General features: G+C 63.1%; 15 protein-coding genes and 1 riboswitch. Of the genes, 3 read left to right on the forward strand and 12 right to left on the reverse strand.

What is annotated here, in order from left to right:
- Nucleotides 1-18 precede the first annotated feature (18 nt).
- The 4 genes from CVS30_RS04885 to CVS30_RS04900 all read right to left on the reverse strand — a co-directional run bounded on the left by CVS30_RS04885 (nt 19) and on the right by CVS30_RS04900 (nt 5,044).
- Entirely contained in the window at nt 19-1,038 is a 1,020-nt protein-coding gene (locus CVS30_RS04885) for a DUF2804 domain-containing protein (protein WP_110484211.1), read from the reverse strand.
- Complete coding sequence (locus CVS30_RS04890) at nt 1,035-2,870, reverse strand: glycoside hydrolase family 2 protein (RefSeq protein WP_110484212.1); 1,836 nt, start codon at nt 2,868-2,870, stop codon at nt 1,035-1,037. The genes CVS30_RS04885 and CVS30_RS04890 overlap by 4 nt, the downstream gene beginning before the upstream one ends.
- A complete protein-coding gene (locus tag CVS30_RS04895) occupies nt 2,867-4,189 on the reverse strand; it encodes an MFS transporter (RefSeq protein WP_220033861.1) in 1,323 nt (440 codons plus the stop codon). The genes CVS30_RS04890 and CVS30_RS04895 overlap by 4 nt, the downstream gene beginning before the upstream one ends.
- A gap of 273 nt (nt 4,190-4,462) precedes the next feature.
- Nucleotides 4,463-5,044, reverse strand: a complete 582-nt coding sequence (locus tag CVS30_RS04900; RefSeq protein WP_110484213.1) for a helix-turn-helix domain-containing protein — start codon at nt 5,042-5,044, stop codon at nt 4,463-4,465.
- Between the two features lie 202 nt (nt 5,045-5,246).
- Nucleotides 5,247-5,357: riboswitch (SAM riboswitch) on the forward strand.
- 12 nt (nt 5,358-5,369) lie between these two features.
- Here CVS30_RS04900 and CVS30_RS04905 point away from each other — a divergent pair.
- Nucleotides 5,370-5,654, forward strand: a complete 285-nt coding sequence (locus tag CVS30_RS04905; RefSeq protein WP_110484214.1) for a hypothetical protein — start codon at nt 5,370-5,372, stop codon at nt 5,652-5,654.
- Between the two features lie 23 nt (nt 5,655-5,677).
- Here CVS30_RS04905 and CVS30_RS04910 read toward each other — a convergent pair whose 3' ends face one another.
- The 6 genes from CVS30_RS04910 to CVS30_RS04935 all read right to left on the reverse strand — a co-directional run bounded on the left by CVS30_RS04910 (nt 5,678) and on the right by CVS30_RS04935 (nt 9,918).
- The gene (locus tag CVS30_RS04910; RefSeq protein ID WP_110484215.1) at nt 5,678-6,052 is read right to left on the reverse strand and encodes a VOC family protein; all 375 of its coding nucleotides are present in this window, start codon (nt 6,050-6,052) and stop codon (nt 5,678-5,680) included.
- 291 nt (nt 6,053-6,343) lie between these two features.
- On the reverse strand, nt 6,344-6,574 hold the full coding sequence (locus tag CVS30_RS04915) for a biotin/lipoyl-containing protein (protein ID WP_110484216.1): 231 nt from the start codon (nt 6,572-6,574) through the stop codon (nt 6,344-6,346).
- Entirely contained in the window at nt 6,571-7,638 is a 1,068-nt protein-coding gene (locus tag CVS30_RS04920; protein ID WP_110484217.1) for an alpha-ketoacid dehydrogenase subunit beta, read from the reverse strand. Before CVS30_RS04920 ends, CVS30_RS04915 begins: the two co-directional genes overlap by 4 nt.
- 2 nt (nt 7,639-7,640) lie before the next feature.
- Nucleotides 7,641-8,657 carry a thiamine pyrophosphate-dependent dehydrogenase E1 component subunit alpha gene (locus tag CVS30_RS04925; protein ID WP_110484218.1) on the reverse strand — a complete coding sequence of 339 codons (1,017 nt, stop codon included), beginning with the start codon at nt 8,655-8,657 and terminating at the stop codon, nt 7,641-7,643.
- Between the two features lie 169 nt (nt 8,658-8,826).
- Nucleotides 8,827-9,633 (reverse strand): IclR family transcriptional regulator, encoded by an 807-nt coding sequence (locus tag CVS30_RS04930; RefSeq protein ID WP_220033862.1) that lies wholly within the window; start codon nt 9,631-9,633, stop codon nt 8,827-8,829.
- Between the two features lie 78 nt (nt 9,634-9,711).
- A complete protein-coding gene (locus CVS30_RS04935; RefSeq protein WP_110484219.1) occupies nt 9,712-9,918 on the reverse strand; it encodes a hypothetical protein in 207 nt (68 codons plus the stop codon).
- 200 nt (nt 9,919-10,118) lie between these two features.
- Here CVS30_RS04935 and CVS30_RS04940 point away from each other — a divergent pair, with 200 nt between their 5' ends.
- Nucleotides 10,119-11,213 (forward strand): VIT1/CCC1 transporter family protein, encoded by a 1,095-nt coding sequence (locus tag CVS30_RS04940; RefSeq protein WP_110484220.1) that lies wholly within the window; start codon nt 10,119-10,121, stop codon nt 11,211-11,213.
- A gap of 59 nt (nt 11,214-11,272) precedes the next feature.
- On the opposite strand, the gene CVS30_RS04945 is transcribed toward CVS30_RS04940, so the two are convergent.
- Nucleotides 11,273-12,391: an LOG family protein gene (locus CVS30_RS04945; RefSeq protein ID WP_245934439.1), complete on the reverse strand. Its 1,119-nt coding sequence runs from the start codon at nt 12,389-12,391 to the stop codon at nt 11,273-11,275.
- Between the two features lie 104 nt (nt 12,392-12,495).
- Between CVS30_RS04945 and CVS30_RS04950 the strand changes: the two genes are divergently transcribed.
- Nucleotides 12,496-12,798: a rhodanese-like domain-containing protein gene (locus CVS30_RS04950; protein WP_110484221.1), complete on the forward strand. Its 303-nt coding sequence runs from the start codon at nt 12,496-12,498 to the stop codon at nt 12,796-12,798.
- A gap of 81 nt (nt 12,799-12,879) precedes the next feature.
- Here the strand turns inward: CVS30_RS04950 and CVS30_RS04955 are convergent, their stop codons facing one another.
- Entirely contained in the window at nt 12,880-13,707 is an 828-nt protein-coding gene (locus CVS30_RS04955; protein ID WP_220033863.1) for an aldo/keto reductase, read from the reverse strand.
- Between the last annotated feature and the right edge of the window lie 27 nt (nt 13,708-13,734).

The raw sequence follows: 13,734 nt of genomic DNA on the forward strand, positions 1-13,734 counted from the left end.
CACGGAGGAGCGCGGGGACTACCAGCGGTTGTGGACGTCCTCGGCCCACCCCAGGATGCCAGCCACCCGGATGCGGTGGCCGTCGCTGTCGGTGATCTCGCCGTCGTAGTGGCCAAAGCACTGGTGCGTGTTATTGCTCAGGATGCCGAGGTTGATGGCGGAGACCTTGTCGTACACCGGGGTGAACCTCAGATCCGCAGTGGCGCCGTGAATGTGCCACGGCGCGAGCCAATCCGTGGTGCTGTAATCCCAGATGAGATCCTCACTGATCTTGTGCAGCCGCCCGTCCACGAGCAGCGAGTTCTCCGTGGCGCCCGTGCCATCGGTCCACTTGGAGCCGAGCTGAATCCCGATCACGCGCCCATCGGTGGTGCCCGACCCCGCGCCCCAATTCCAGTGCATCGAGTAGGGCCACCGTCCTCGCCCGTGATCCAGCACGGCCCACGATTCGCCCGCTTCCAGGCTGAAAGTGGTCCCGTCAACGCTCACGGTGCCGGTAGCCGGGCGGGCGACGTCCTTGACCGTGTACTGGAACTGCTTCTCGTTCCACGGCACCACGACGGCGAGCGCCTCGTGCCCCTCAGGACGCTCGGCAAAAACGTCCAGCGTCACGCGCTCCGTGACGGCCCGCAATCGCGTCCCGCCGGGCACCTCCTCGATGTCGATCCGGAGCTTTTTCGTGGCGGCTCGCACCGGGCCGTCCCCCAACGACGGCGGGAGGGTGGCACTGCCGCCCAAAATACCCGTCACGTTGGCGCCGACCGAGACACCCGTGGCGCGGTTCAGGACCCACAGTTCATGCACGGCCGCATAGTCCAGCGAGGACACCGTGAGGGCGATGATGTGGCTGGGCGAGGTCATGGCCCAGTACTCCCAGCGCTTATTGCGACCCCAACGTTGCATGCCGCGGCCGATTCCGGAGGTGTCGTGCAGGGGCGTCCGGCTCCAACCCACGGCCGCCGGGTTCAGCCGGCCGTTGGGCAGCGTCAGCGTCACGGGCGTGGTGATTTCTTTCTCGTCCAGAATTTCCGGGCTCATGGCTTCCTCACGGTGGGATTCGATTCTGTGCTGCCATAACGCAGCTGGGCCGTCACGGCCTGCACCACGGCGTCGGGCATTTTGGCGACCTTTCGGTCATAGCTGATCAAGCCGTTGAGCTCATCCTCAACATCACTGAGCTGGGTGTAGACCACGGCCGAGAGCCCCGCGGCGATAGCCGGCACAATCTCGCCCTCGTGCAGGCGCGTGAAGGCCCGGCTCAGCTGCGCCTGCGTCGTATAGCGTCGGTAGCCAAATTCGCGGTCGCTAAAATCATGTCCGGCCAGCCTCAAGCTATAGCCACCATATTCGGACAGGACGACGGCGCGCGGGTCCCGTCGCCAGCGCTTCCGCAGCTTGAACGCGGTGAAGTAAATGTGCAGGCTTTTCAGATCGCCGCCGCCTTGATCGTGCCAGCCACTCGCGTGGTCGATCGTGCGGCTGGGGTCGAGCCAGCGCAGCTCCGCCGTGGCCGCGAGCGCGTCGAATTGCCCCCACGCCTCGTTGAACGGAACCCACACGGCCAGCGAGGTCATATTGCGCAGCAGCTCCACGGTGTCCCGCAGTTCGTCCATGAAGTCGGCCCGCCCCGCAGCATCCGACCGGCCAAATCTGGCGTACTTGCCGTCATTCAGGCGCATGGGCAGCAACACGGGCGCGGTGATGACGGGCGCCTTGTACCGTGTGCCGCCATTGACCAGGTCCTGCCACACCAGCATGCCGAGCCGATCGCAGTGGTAGTACCAGCGCAGCGGCTCCACCTTGATGTGTTTGCGCAGCATGGTAAAACCGAGCCGCTTGGCTAGCTCAATATCGTAAATTATGGCCGCATCCGAGGGCGCCGTCAGATAACCGTCCGACCAATAGCCCTGATCCAGCAGCCCCGCATGGAAGTACGGCTCGCCGTTGAGCAGCAGTCGCTCCACCCCGCTGGCATCCGGCCCCACCCCAAAGGAGCGCAGCCCAAAGTAACTCGTGACCCGATCCGCGCCGAGCGTGACGGCCACGTCGTAGAGGAACGGATCCTCGGGCGACCACGGACGCACCCGGCTCAGCGGAATCCGCGTGGCCACATTGGGCTCCACCTCCAGCGAGATGAGTTGCCCGGCACCGTCGCTAATCGTCACCACGGCATGTACGACGGCGGAGTCCCCCTCCGCCTGGTGCCCTCCCGTCGCGTGCACGGTCACCTCGACGGCGGCGCCGTTGAGATCGGGCAGCAGCGTGAGTTTTTCAATGTGCACGGCCGGCACGGATTCCAGCCAAACTGTCTGCCAGATGCCCGACTGTGCCGTGTACCAAATGCCGCCACGCTTGAGGCGCTGCTTCCCGCGAGAGTGATAAGAGGTGTCGCTGTCGTCCTGGACGTCTACCTGCAGGATGTGCGTTCCATCAACAGCTGCACGCAGGGCCTCGGTGATATCCAGAGTGAAGGGCAGGAAGCCGCCGCGGTGGCCACCCACTGGAATCCCGTTGACCATGACGGTGCAGCGCTGGTCCACGGCACCAAAGTGCAACAGCACGCGGTCCTGCAGGAAATCTGCCGGCAGGGTGAGCTCGCGCCAGTACCGTAAATTCTCGCCGGGTAGGAGTTGGCGTCCCACCCCGGACAGTGGCGTCTCGGGGGAAAAGGGCACCAAAATCTCGCCATCAACGAGACCGGGCTGGCCGCCGTCGTGCGTTTCTTGGGAGGTGATGGCATAGTGCCACAGGCCGTTGAGATTGGCGTAACTGTTGCGCACGAGCTGGGGTCGCGGGTACTCCTGCAGCACCGCGTCGGGATTCAGCGTCTCACCCCAAGGGGTCAGCCGGGTGTGGGTGGCGTTGTTCATGCCGCGAGCTCCCGGCGGCTGGCGCTGCGCAGGCGGAGGACGGGGATGACCGTGAAGAGTGCCACCACGGCGGCCGCGAGGAAGATCCACGGGGTGGGGACGGACTTTTCGACACCCAGGTCCAGGTAGCTTTCCGCCGCACCCGCGATGACGGCGGCGCCGAGGAACGGGCCAACCACCATGGGGACCATGATGGCGAAGATCATGCGCAGGCCCTGGACGTTGCCCACTCGATCCGGGGGCGTGAAGTCGCGGACCAGGCCGGAGATGGCGGCCACGGTCAGCATGAAGCCGGCCATCATGATGGTTCCGGCGATCATGACCGGGCCCATGTCTCGGGCGAAGAACATGCCGAGCAGGCCGATGATGAGGATCGCCGTGGCGGGCAGCACCGAGACGAGCTTGCCGATTCTGTCGATCAGGCGGCCACCTAGAATGCTCAGGATCGCGGCCGAGATCAGCACCACGCCGAGGATGATGGCGTAACCGTCGATGCGCAGATAACGCTGGATGTAAATGATCAGATACGGCAGGAAGACCTGCGTGCAGGTGCCCACCACGAGCCAGGCTGTGAGTGCCCAGTACAGGCGCGGATTGTCGCGCATGACCGAGGGGCGCAGGCCGTGCACCACGGATTTGAGGTAGCTATCGCCGCTGACCACCATGCTCGGCGCATCGCGGACCAGGAACCACGCGAGCACTCCGATCACGGCCGTCAGCGCCCCGATGATGCCGAAGAACAGCTGCCAGCGCCCGTCCTGCGTCAAGCCGTCGAGCAGGCCGAAGATGACGAGCATCGACAGCAGGGGCATGACCGAGAGCACGCCCTCCACCCGTCCCCTATTGGCCGGAACCGTGGACTCCGTGACCCAGGCGTTGAACGCGGCATCGTTGGCGCCGGAGCCAAAGAAGGACATGATCGCATCCAGGCAGACGATCGCGATGATCGCCAGGACCACGGCATTGGCGGCGGGCAGAAGTTCGGCGAGCGCGCTGGTTTGGACGAAGCCAAACGCGGCCGTGCAGCCTCCCCACAGGACATAACCGATAGCGATGAAGGCTCGACGGCGGCGGGCCTTGTCCGAGGCAGCGCCCACTAAGAAGGTGGCTACGGTCGCGACGATGGCGCTCGAGGAGACCAGGAGCGCCAGGACGGCCGGGTTGGTGCTGATGGTGTTGTAGACAAAAACATTCAGGTACATGTTTTCAACGGTCCAGGCCAGTTGCCCGGCAAAACCGACAATAATCAACGCCAGCCAGGTGCGCGGGCCCAGCCGTGCCCGATTCTGTGTGGCCGAGGTTGCTTGCTTTTCTAGCACGACACTCCCTTGTGTGGTTCAGCTCACAACAATGTTACTGCCGGGTAGTCACAACGGAGAATTGGGGGCTTTGGAGACTCCGCGAGGAGGAGTGCTGCCCCGTGACCCGCTTTGAGTGGCTCTCCCCCGAGTTCGACGGCGCGCCTCTGCCCCTCTGCGCCCTCACCCACCACGACCCCACGTTGAGTCGCCACATCGCGCCGCTTAGAAGGAGTCTTAAGGGCATTATCTGCCAACTCAACGCCGGGTCAAGTTACCCACCTGATGGCGGCGCTAGTTACTTCCCGAGGCCGCCGGGACCAGAATCCAGAGCGCCTCGACGGGGTTGGGGCTGAGGTTTTCCCAGCTGTGCGGCTCGCGTCCGGGGAAGGACAGCGTGTCTCCGGCCTTCAAATCATAGGATTCTTGAGCCATGATCAAGGTCAGTTCGCCGCTGATGACGTGCAAAACATCCACGTCGCAGTCCACGGCGTACAGCTCCGATTCCCCACGACCAAAGGGCTCAATCGTGGCACTGAGGATTTGCACCCGGCGTTCCGAGCGCGCCGTCAGGAGTCGCTCCACAATGCCCTCACCGCCAAGCGAAATCCTGGGGCCTTCTCCTTCACGGCATAAGAATGTTTCGGGAGCGGCAAACAAGTCACCGATCGACACGGAGAGCACCTGGCACATGGTGACCAGGGAGGCGACACTCGGCGAGGTGAGATCGCGCTCGACCCGGCTCAGGAATCCTTTCGTCAGCCCGGTCGCGTCGGCCACCTGCTCGATCGTGAGGCGTTGGTTTTGACGGGCGGCACGGATGCGCGAGCCAATAGCAATCGGCGCCGAACTCGGTTCCAGGGGCAGTGCTTTCATGGCGCATCCTCTTTTACCGCCCAAAACGTCCTGCGGCATTGTGACTGTTGGTACGAGGAAAGTTTAGCCCAGCAGGCAACAGTCGTTGCTTTGCGGTCAAGATCCAGCCACGTTCCTCTCATGACGGGACGACGGCGGGAGGTTCCGTAATATGTGACGAAAGCTCCCGCCGTCGTACTTTTTGAGATAGCGTAAGGGTCAGCTTCAAGAGATGCGATGCCAAGCTCCGACTGGTCGCACACCAACCCCATGCTTCACGGGTGGTTCGGATGAGGAAGTGACCGGTGGAAAAGTTCCACGGTAAGAGCACGCAAAGGCATTGACCATGACCCTGACTTCTGTTGCCCCCGCAATCAAGCGCCAGCCCACTCGCACCGCCGAAATCCCGGTGCTGCCCGCGGTGGATGTGAACCTTGGCGCCGTCACCTTCTTCACCCCCACTGGCTACCACGCCTACTACTCCCCCGAGCCGGGCGAGCTCATCGCGGCACTGGATCGTGCGGTGCGACCGGCCGCCTGGATCCCCGAGATCGGCACCCTCGTGGTGACCGTGGCGCAGAACGGCGTCCGCGCCGGGCGTCGCCTCGGCTTCCGCCTCTCTGCTTACTAGGCTCCGCACCTCACGGGGTGTGGCTAGAAGTAGGGTTGCGTGATCAGCTCCAGGCCGTGCCCGGCCGGATCCTTGACGTAGAAGCCACGTCCGCCGTGCTCGGTGTTCGTTTCGCCGAGGCGCTGGAGCTGCGGATCTGCCCAATAGTCCGTGTGGTGTTCCTTGAGACGGGCCAGCGCGCGGTCGAAGAGCTCGTCGTCGACCAGGAAGGCGTAGTGCTGCATCTGGATCGTCACCGGTGGCTCGGCGAATTGCAGCATGACGCCGTCGTGGAGCACGATATTGCTAAAGGGGCCCCAGGACTGGGCAGGCGTAGCCTCGATGAGCTCGCAATAAAAGCGTGCGGACTCTTCGCGATCCGTGGCGGCGATGATGGTGTGGTTAAACGTAGCTGACATGGTGTTCTCCTTCTTCTGTAGGGGCCAGCGCGCTGGTGCGCGCGGCTGGTGGCTGGGTAGGCCAAAGAAGGAGGTGCCCGGCTATTCGCGAGGCTCCGCATGCGGCTCAGGAGCTAGCCGGTTTGCCGATCTGTGTGTGGCGCAAGGCCGATCCGGTCATCACTGAACCAGCGTAGCGTTGACACAATTGTGTCCACAAGCCCGCTGGGAGAATGGGCTTGTGGACACAAAGTTGGGCCCACCCCCGGGTCGCTCGCGACCCGGGGGTGGAGATCAGGGGTGAGCTAAGGCTCACTCGATGGAGGCGATCACGGCACCTTGGGCCACTTCGTCACCCTCCTCGACCCGAAGCGTGACGGTACCGGCGACGGGGGCGTAAATCTCGGCGTCGACCTTGTCGATGGCCACCTCGGCAATGAGGTGATTTTCGGCCACGACCTCACCGTCCGCCACGTACCAGGTCGCAAGGACGCCGGGTTCAGAGGCATCCCCCGTCATCATCGGGAACAGGACATCGCTCATTCGGCAACCGCCTTTCGGATTGCGGCCTCGATGCGTGCGGCCGTTGGCAACACAGCATATTCGAGTTCTTGGGCGTAGGGAATGGGGGTGTCTGGCATGCACACGCGGCTGAAATGCTTGAGCAGCTGGGGGTCGTGCTCGGAAATCGTGGCAGCAATTTCTCCGGAGAGGCCGAAGGACTGGTAATCCTCATCCACGACGACAACCCTGCCGGTCTTGGCGGCCGTGGCGATGATGGCTTCGCGATCCAGCGGAACCAGGGAACGCAGGTCCAGGACCTCAACACCAATGCCCTCGCTCGCCAGCTGCTTCGCGACGTCCAGGCTGTGATGCACGGACAAGGAGAGCGTCACGATACTGACGTCCGTGCCTTCGCGGACCACCTTGGCCCTACCGAGCGGAACCTCGTAATCCTCCTCGGGAACGGCGCCGATGGAGCGTTTATTCTTCGCCATCCAGGCTAGGCCCATGACGCCCTTGTGGAACATGTACACCACGGGATCGTCGGAGCGGATGGCCGCCGTCATGAGTCCCTTAGCGTCGTAGGGGTTGGAGGGGACCACGACCTTCATGCCGGGCAGGTGGGCGAAGGTGCCCCACAGCGCCTGCGAGTGCTGGGCGCCGTCGGAATATCCGCCGCCCACGGCCGTCATGAGGACCATGGGGACGCGAACATTGCCGCCGGATTCGTAGTGGATCTTGGCCATGTGGTTGTAGATCTGGTCCATGCAGACGCCGAAGAAGTCAACGAACATGAGTTCCACGATGGGTCGCATGCCTTCGACGGCTGCACCGATGCCGAGTCCAATGAAGGCCGATTCCGAGATGGGCGTGTCGATGATTCGATCTGGACCAAACGTGTCCAGGAGCCCCGTGGTGGAGGAGAAGATGCCACCGTACGATCCCACATCTTCGCCCATGACAAACACCGAGTCATCCTGCACCATGGCGGAGCCAATGGCTTCCTGTATTGCCTTGGCCGTGTTGAGGCGTCGGGTACCGGGCAAAGGTTCGATCGGCAGTGACGCTTGTCCCGGCGTCGTATTTTCCGTTGAGATACTCATCATTAGACTCCTTCCACGAAGACGTACTTGAGGGCCTCGGCAGGGTTGGGCGTTGGCGAATTTTTGGCATGCTCGATGGCGTCTTCGACCTGAGTGCTGGCTTCTGCCTCCATGGCGGCGATGTCCGCGGCGGTGACTACACCGGCGTCGAGGAGTTTGCCGCGGTAGGCCGGGATGGGATCACCCTCCGAAACGGTGTCCAGATTGAGGCGATACCCCTGGGCATCGCCCTCGAAGTGACCCCACAGGCGCAGAGTGTGGACCTCGATGAGGCTCGGGCCGTCACCTGCCCTGGCACGAGCAACCGCCTGACCCACTGCGGCGTGGACGGCCTCGACGTCGTTGTTCTCGATACGAACCCCCGGGATGCCGTAGGCGGCGGCCCGATCGGCATTGGAGGCAACGGAGGTTGACGCGCTGCGGGCCACCGAGATACCCCAGTCGTTATCCTCGATAATGAAGATGACCGGCAGCTTCCACAATGCCGCCAGATTTAGGGACTCGTGGAATGCGCCGGCATTGGCGGCGCCCTCTCCGGCAACAGCCACGGCGATGTTGTTATTGCCGGCCCTGCGGAAGGCGAAGGCCTGGCCGAGGGCGGGTGGGAATCCCTCAGCGATGATGCCGGAACAGGAGAAGTGCGTCACCGGGTCAAAGAGGTGCATATGTCCTCCGCGCCCTCGGCCCAATCCTGATTCGCGGCCAAAGATCTCACCGGCGAGCGAGCGCAGCTTCATGCCCTTGGCAATAGCCAGGTGGTGCGGGCGGTGTGTGGCGGTGAGCCCGTCTCCTGTTTCCAAGTGAGCGCAGAGCCCGGCAGCCACCGGCTCCTGACCAGCAGCAAGATGCATCTCACCGGGAATCAAGCCTTTACCGATATCGAAACCGGGACCCTTATCTGCGTGATACTCGCGCAGAATGGCTTCCTCAAACGTCCTTATGAGAATCATCTGACGCAGTAAATCGCGCCTCTGCTCTGTGCTGAGCGCCGTGGTGGCCTCAGTTATTTCGGTGGTCATAGCGACTCCTTTGTCCAGCCATCGTGTCCGAACAGGGGGCCTTGTGAATCGGCAACTGAATCTACTCAGTGCGGGTTCGGTGTCCCTGTCACTCGAGACTAGACGCACGTCACCCACGGCGACATGGTGGTTTTTTCAGTCCGTGAAAAGCAGAGTCTTGACCCGAACTCTAGCTTTCTGCAGCGCCGAAGTAGGCGGTTTCGCCGCTGCTGCCGAGGGCCAGTGACAGATCACCGGCGGCTTCGCGGAGCGCCTTGGCATAGTCCGTCCGGGTGAGTCCCGTGGCGGTGTTCGGCCCGGAAGGTACGGACAGCGCCAATGCCCCGATCCAGGAGGAGGTCGCCACGGGCACCGCAATGCAGGTGAAACCCAGGGCATACTCCTGCTGATCCATCATGGCAGTTGAAGCGTTTTGCTCAAGCTCGCGTATGAATTCTCTCGGCGAGCGGATCGTGTACGGAGTCAGTTCGGCGAGCGGGTGCCGGGTGATGTAATCCATGCGCGTGGAGGCGTCCAGAGCGGCCAGAATTTGCTTGCCAAACGCCGTGGCGTGGGCGCCATCCTGCATGCCGACCCACAGATCCACGCGCGGGGTGGTGGGTGTATCGACGATGTCAACGACCTCGATCTCACCGTCCGTGAAGCGACTGAGGTAGATGGCGGCACGGACTTCTTCACGCAGTCCGTTCAAAATGCCGCGACTTCGTGCCAGGGTGACGGCTTGGCTACCCGCAGCCAGCGCTGGATGGGCAGGCCCAAGAACAAAGCCATCGCGCTCGGCGACCACATAGTTTGAATGTGCCAGGGTGCGCAGCACGTTGTAGGCGGTGCCCAGACTCAGGCCGGTGGAGCGAGCAATGGACTTTGCCGAGAGTGGGCGTGAGGCCGATCCGATACAGTCCAAAACCGTTAGGGCACGCCCCACCGACATGAGTAGTGTGCCGGGCCTGTCGTCCTCGGTAGGCATGGTGTGCATCGTTGCTCCTTCACTGCCAGAGTACAACGTGAGCTCGATTTCGGGGAGCTATTTCTTTCGCCCGGCCCGATCTGCTGCCTACTTCGCCTTGTTGATCACCTTGTGGGTTGCTGTTGCCGCCGCACCAAGAAGTGCTCCCGTGGAGGATGCCATGACGGCCATACCGGCGTTGCCGATGACGACGCCAGCGATGAAGAGGGCCACCATGGTCGTCAAGGCGATCGAGAATCCGATCCACATGACCCGGTTGGCGTAGTAGGCGTTGTTCTTGATTGCTGTGTTCATGAGAATCTCCTTGGTGGGTAACGTCTAACTTCCCGCTAATGCCTCCACTCTACGAAAGTACTTTCCAGTGCGTCAAGTACTTTCTCAATATTACTTAACTTGGCATTTCCGGTGCACCGAAACTTTTTCACTAGGCTTACCGGCCGAAAAACCGCGAGAATTCGGGCTAAAGTGGGGGCTGACTTTGAGGAGCAAGACCCGTGGCTGAACGTATTCCAAGTAAGACCGAGATCAAGCGCTGGCGCCAGTATCTCGCCGACGAACGGGCCGAGGCGTCCGTCTACCGTGATCTGGCCAAGCGCCGCGACGGTGAAGAGAAAGCCATTCTGCTGGCTCTGGCCGAGGCCGAAGGTCGCCATGAACAACACTGGCTCAACCTTCTGGGCGAACACGCCGGATCACCTGCCCGCGCCTCCATCAACAACCAGATTCTGGGATTACTGGCCCGCCGTTTCGGATCCGTCTTTGTTTTGGCCTTGGCTCAGCGCTCCGAGTCGCGCTCCCCATACGCGAGCGATGTCGACGCCACGGCCGCCATGGCCGCTGACGAATCCATCCACGAGGAAGTGGTCCGCGGCCTCGCAACGCGTGGACGTATTCGCCTCTCCGGCACCTTCCGCGCCGCTGTCTTTGGCGCCAATGACGGTCTTGTCAGCAACCTGTCCCTGGTAGCCGGCATGGCCGCCACCGGTGTATCAAGTCAGGTCGTACTCTTCAGCGGTATCGCCGGACTCCTCGCCGGAGCGCTCTCCATGGGTGCCGGAGAATTTGTCTCGGTGCGCTCCCAACGCGAGCTGCTTGACGCGTCCCTGCCAACTCAGGTCACCTTGACGGCGGCGAAGTCTCTGGATCTGGAAAACAACGAGCTGGTGCTGGTGTATCTGGCACGCGGCATGTCGCGCGAGGCCGCCGAACACCGCGCCGCCGAGCGCATGGGCACGTTCACCTGCGACTGCGATCCCAGCTTGTCCCTGCAGCCGGAAAGCTTTGAATCCGCCGACGAGCACGAGACACTCGGCACGGCATGGGGAGCCGCAAGCTCCAGCTTCTGCTTCTTTGCCTCGGGCGCCATCATTCCCATCATTCCGTTCCTCTTCGGCATGACGGGCATTGGCTCCTTGATTCTCTCCTGCGTACTCGTAGGCCTGAGCCTCATGGGTACCGGCGCCATGGTGGGTCTACTCTCCGGCGCATCGCCCTTGTGGCGCGGCCTGCGTCAGCTCGCCATCGGCATGGGCGCAGCCGCGGCCACCTACCTCCTAGGTCTGGCCTTCGGAGGAGTCATCGGCGGCTAACCGCCCTCTGTCTTCAAAGGGGAGGCAGCAGTTGTTGATGATGGGAGAGAGGGAGTGGGTTAGCGGGAGGCTCTCAGGAGCTGGGCGGCTTCTGCCACGCTGTCCACCACATGCACGTGATCTGCCATGGATCGTCCGGCGGCCAGCTTCCGCAACAGCGGCAGCACAGGCACCTCGTCCTGCCAGTACCTGCGCCCCACTAAGATCATCGGCACGACGGCCCCCTCGGCCGCATAGTAGTTCTCGCAGGCGTCCTGAAAAATCTCTTGCACGGTTCCGGCTGCTCCCGGCAAGAACACGATCCCGCCCCGCGAGCGATCGAGGAGCACCGCCTCCCGCAAGGCGTTCGTGAAGTACTTCGCTATGTGTGTTGCGAAGACATTCGGCGGCTCGTGCCCATAGAACCAGGTGGGAATGCCTAGGGTCTGCGTACCCTCTGGATGAGCGTCCACCACAGCGAAAGCCGCCCTGGCCCACTCGGTGACCGACGGGCGAAAGCCGGGGACCTCCCCCAAGGTGAGCAGCGCACCCTCGAGAGTCCCGGCGTCGTACGTGGCAAGGTATGCACCCACATTGGCCGCCTCCATGGCACCGGGGCCACCTCCTGTTGCGACAAGGAAACCCGCGCGGGCCAGGGTACGGCCAAGTTGGGCCGCCTGAGCGTACTGCTCACTGCCGCGGGGAGCGTCGTGACCGCCCATGACCCCGACCACGGGAAGCGGCTGCTCGGCAAGGAAATCGTCAAGCGCGTCGGAGATGGCGTGGTCATGCATGGCCGAGGCGAGCGTGGCGTGCATGGACGGCATCCGGCCAGATTGCAGGCTCCACTGGTAAATCTTGGCGTCTGGCACGGCCTCATACTCGGCGGCGGAGATACCCTCGAAGAGCTCGGCGGCGGAGTAGAGGTGGCCGCGATAGCTGTTGAAGGGCAGATACGGCAGCACCGGGAAGATCAAGGCACCACGCGAACGGAGCAGATCCTCGATCCCGGCGGCAAAGGCGCAGCCCATGAAAACGGCGCCCGAGGCACGCAAATCCACCAGCTCGGAGGATCGCCCACGCAGATCCACAGACTGGAAGTGCCAGCCGCGCATGGATGTAGCGCCGTCGGCTACGAGCGCATCGAAGCGGGGCAGCGATTCAATTTCAAGGTCGCGGGGCGCGAGAGGAGCATTCACGCCCTTCAGCCTAGCCGCGAGTGTGCGCCGGCGCCGGAAAATCCCGTTACGGTTGTTATGAGACTTTCAGGTGCCATCGTGGTGCCCTCAGAGAAGGAGCAATCATGCAGGAAATCACCACCGCCGACGTTTTGGCAGCAGATGCCACCGTCCAGATCGTTGATGTGCGCGAGTCGGCGGAACTGGCCACCGGCATGATCGCCAATGCTGTGCACATTCCGTCGGGCTCCATACTGGACCGCTCCGGCGAGCTCGACAAATCCCGCCGCGTCATCGCCGTCTGCCACGCTGGCGGGCGCAGCGCACGTGTGGCCGCCATCTTGACCGAACTCGGCTTCAATGCCGACACGCTCGGCGGCGGCATGAGCGGTTGGGAATCCGAAGGCCTGCCGATGGTGCAGCAGTAACCACCACAACGCGAAGGGCCGGCGCGGTCATTCGCCGAGGGATTGCTCCTTCGGCGAATGACCGCGCCGGCCCTTTGTTGTTTAGCCGTTGAAGGTGGCCGGGTGCGGCCCCGTCCGGCCGTCGCGCTCCAGCTCGTCAATCGCGGAGAGTTCCGCGGCGGCAAGCTCGAAGCCCAGGATGTCGAGGTTTTCGGCAATGCGCGACGGCGTGACCGACTTCGGGATGATGATGCGCCCCTGCTGCAGGTGCCAGCGCAGGATGACCTGGGCGGGTGTGCGGCCATGGGTATCGGCAATCGCCAGCACGGCCGGATCGCTCAAGAGGGCGCCCTGAGCCAGCGGGCTCCACGCCTCCGTGGCGATTCCGTGAGCCGCGTTGGCGCCCTGGATATCGCGCTGCTGCAGGGCCGGATGCGCCTCGATCTGGTTCACGGCCGGCACCGTCCCGCCCAACGCAATGATCTTCTCAAGGTGCTCGGGCAGGAAGTTGGACACGCCGATGGCCCGGACTCGACCCGCCGCCAACAGCATGTCCAGGGCCTTCCACGAGTCAAGGTAGCTCTCGCTCGCGGGGGCCGGCCAGTGAATCAGGTATAAATCGAGGTAGTCGAGGCCGAGTTTGGCCAGACTTGCCTCATAGGCGGCCACGGTTGCGTCATAGCCCAGCTCGCCAATCCACACCTTCGAGGTGATGAACAGTTCCTCGCGCGCCAGCTCCGACGCCGCGATCGCCCGGCCCACGCCCTCCTCATTTCCGTAAATCGCCGCCGTGTCGATGCTCCGGTAGCCCGCCGCCAGCGCCGCCGTTACGGCCACCTCGGTCTCGTCGTTGGGCACCTGGAACACGCCGTAGCCGATTTGCGGCATGAGAACGCCGTTGTTCAGTGTCACTGTGGGGATGGAATTCATGATGTTGTCCTTCGTTGTTGAAGTGGT

The organism is Arthrobacter psychrolactophilus (assembly GCF_003219795.1).
GTDB classification, from domain to species: Bacteria; Actinomycetota; Actinomycetes; order Actinomycetales; family Micrococcaceae; genus Specibacter; species Specibacter psychrolactophilus.

Coding starts and splice junctions, on each gene's coding strand:
- CVS30_RS04885 (WP_110484211.1), bottom strand. CDS start 1,038: ATGAGCCCGGAAATTCTGGACGAGAAAGAAATCACCACGCCCGTGACG.
- CVS30_RS04890 (WP_110484212.1), bottom strand. CDS start 2,870: ATGAACAACGCCACCCACACCCGGCTGACCCCTTGGGGTGAGACGCTG.
- CVS30_RS04900 (WP_110484213.1), bottom strand. CDS start 5,044: ATGAAAGCACTGCCCCTGGAACCGAGTTCGGCGCCGATTGCTATTGGC.
- CVS30_RS04905 (WP_110484214.1), top strand. CDS start 5,370: ATGACCCTGACTTCTGTTGCCCCCGCAATCAAGCGCCAGCCCACTCGC.
- CVS30_RS04910 (WP_110484215.1), bottom strand. CDS start 6,052: ATGTCAGCTACGTTTAACCACACCATCATCGCCGCCACGGATCGCGAA.
- CVS30_RS04915 (WP_110484216.1), bottom strand. CDS start 6,574: ATGAGCGATGTCCTGTTCCCGATGATGACGGGGGATGCCTCTGAACCC.
- CVS30_RS04920 (WP_110484217.1), bottom strand. CDS start 7,638: ATGAGTATCTCAACGGAAAATACGACGCCGGGACAAGCGTCACTGCCG.
- CVS30_RS04925 (WP_110484218.1), bottom strand. CDS start 8,657: ATGACCACCGAAATAACTGAGGCCACCACGGCGCTCAGCACAGAGCAG.
- CVS30_RS04930 (WP_220033862.1), bottom strand. CDS start 9,633: ATGCACACCATGCCTACCGAGGACGACAGGCCCGGCACACTACTCATG.
- CVS30_RS04935 (WP_110484219.1), bottom strand. CDS start 9,918: ATGAACACAGCAATCAAGAACAACGCCTACTACGCCAACCGGGTCATG.
- CVS30_RS04950 (WP_110484221.1), top strand. CDS start 12,496: ATGCAGGAAATCACCACCGCCGACGTTTTGGCAGCAGATGCCACCGTC.
- CVS30_RS04955 (WP_220033863.1), bottom strand. CDS start 13,707: ATGAATTCCATCCCCACAGTGACACTGAACAACGGCGTTCTCATGCCG.